This window comes from Ruminococcus sp. YE282 (genome assembly GCA_900101355.1).
In the GTDB taxonomy this organism is placed as follows: Bacteria; Bacillota; Clostridia; order Oscillospirales; family Acutalibacteraceae; genus Ruminococcoides; species Ruminococcoides bromii_A.
This window is the reverse complement of sequence record FMUV01000075.1, coordinates 1-2,213: the sequence shown is the minus strand read 5'-3', so window position 1 is coordinate 2,213 and position 2,213 is coordinate 1. Positions and strand designations below refer to the sequence as shown.

General features: G+C 34.8%; 2 protein-coding genes. Both read left to right on the top strand.

The features are described from left to right. Positions 1 to 137: 137 nt before the first annotated feature. Complete coding sequence (locus BLP46_RS12715; protein ID WP_092979420.1) at positions 138 to 845, top strand: hypothetical protein; 708 nt, start codon at positions 138 to 140, stop codon at positions 843 to 845. A 74-nt stretch (positions 846 to 919) separates the two neighbouring features. Further along, positions 920 to 2,023, top strand: a complete 1,104-nt coding sequence (locus tag BLP46_RS12710) for a GH25 family lysozyme (protein ID WP_092979419.1) — start codon at positions 920 to 922, stop codon at positions 2,021 to 2,023. Positions 2,024 to 2,213: the final 190 nt, after the last annotated feature.

Here is a 2,213-nt window from a genome sequence, read left to right as displayed (position 1 = left end):
CTCTTGGCATACAAAATCCCCCTATGGTAGTTTATTTTATTCTACCATAGGGGGTCTGTTTTTTCTATTGTCCGTTTTTTACGGACCTGTGCAGTAAATCCTGTCCTTTTGTTTTATACAGGAGGTCATAAAGTGAAATGAAAAAAGCAGTATCAATAATAATCGCTTGTTATTTATTGTGTGCGTCTATATTTTCAGCTAATGCATTATCAGAAAACGAAATATATCAAAAGCAAACAAGTGATTTGACAATTCAAGATGCAACGATAACTCAAAAAATATCAACAGGCTTAATAGCAATAACAGATGAATTGCTAAAAAAATACGATTATAACTCAGACGGTGTTATATCAATTCTTGATACTACTATAATTCAAAAATACGCTGCAGGAATCAAGCGTGAAATACCAACAAAATCAACCAAACCTACTGCAACAAAATTAGAATTAAATACATATGACATTATTCTTGGCATTGGTGAAAAGTTTAAATTAAGTGCAAAATGTGATGTTGGAAATGCAAAAATTGAATTTGAATCATCATCAGAATGTGTTAGCGTAAGCAATGACGGTATTATTACAGCAAATTCAAAAGGAACAGCTGTAATAACTGTTAAAGCAAACGGTTTATCAAAACAATGCAACGTATCAGTTTGGAATGCACCGACAAAAGTCAATCTTAATTATTCGAGTATGACAATCGGAAGCGAAGAACAAGCTACACTTAAAGAAGTAACAGATTACGGAACATATGCTCATTCAGATAATCTTAAATGGACAAGCGATAATCAAAATGTTATAACAATAACGAAAACAATGATAATGTTGCTACTGCAAGGGCGGTAGGTGTCGGTGAAGCGACAGTTAAAATAACTTTATATAACGGTATTCAGGCGACTTGTCATTTTAATGTTAAACGAATGTCTGATTCATTAACACTAAACGCAGGAAGCAATATGAATCTAGGCGTTGGTGAACAATATGATTTTAACAGCTATGTATCACAAAATACAGCAGCATATTTTAGAGATTATTCATCTTCGGATGAAAGTGTTTTATCAATTAATAAAGCAGGCGGATTATGTACAGCATTAAAAACAGGTACTGTTACAGTTTTTTGTACATTGCAAAATGGAGTATATGCCTCATGTACTGTAACAGTCATGGATAGTCCAAGTCAAATATCTCTAAATAAAGAAGAATTAAATTTCAAAGTCGGAGATGTCTACGACCTCAAAGAACATACAAACTCAGGTTCTTGGGCAAGCCCTAATACATTAATATGGCAAAGCAGTAATAATGATGTTATTAAAATTATGATGACAGCTGATAATAAATGTACTGTTAAAGCAATGTCAGAGGGAACATCAATCATCACTGTCACTACCTGTAACGGCAAATCTGCAAGTTGTAAAATTTCAATAAACGGCTCAAATGTCAAATGTATTGATGTTTCGACTTGGCAGGGTAATATAAATTTTGATAAATTAAAAGAAAACGGTTACGACTATGTTATTATTCGTGCCGGATACGGCAGAGAGACGTATCAAAAAGACGATACGTTTGAAGCTAATTATCGGAAAGCAAAAGCAGCAGGTCTTAAAATCGGCGTGTATTGGTTCAGCTACGCTACATATGCCGACGAGGGGTTTGATGAAGCTAATGCGTGCTTATATTGTCTTGACAAAAAAGAATTAGATATGCCAGTTTATTATGATTTAGAATATGCTCCTGCAATATACAATATGAACACTTCAAATTATACCCAAATGGCTGTGAACTTTTGTAAGTCAATTGAAAGAGCAGGGTATAAAGCAGGTATATATACATCTGCTTCCGTGTGGAAAGGTTATCCGCTTCAACGAAAAACAATACAAAACTGCGGATACAGCATATGGAATGCAGAATGGAGCGAATACAGTTCGATAGACTGCGATATATGGCAACCCATAAAATTTTGTGTAAATAATAATCCTTCAAGCAATAACAGAATACAGGATTGCGGTTGCAATCAGGCTTTCTGATTTGCCCCGTGTCAACTTTTCATTCCTGTCTGCGGAATGTTATGCATGCCAAAGCGTGAATAACATTTTGCAGACAGGAAATTCTATTCTCAGGGGCAAATCAAGCAGGTATTCTGGCCTCAAATATTATTGATAACTGGCTTAAAACTACATCCCAGTTTCGACATCTTTGTGTCCAGCGTTCGACAAT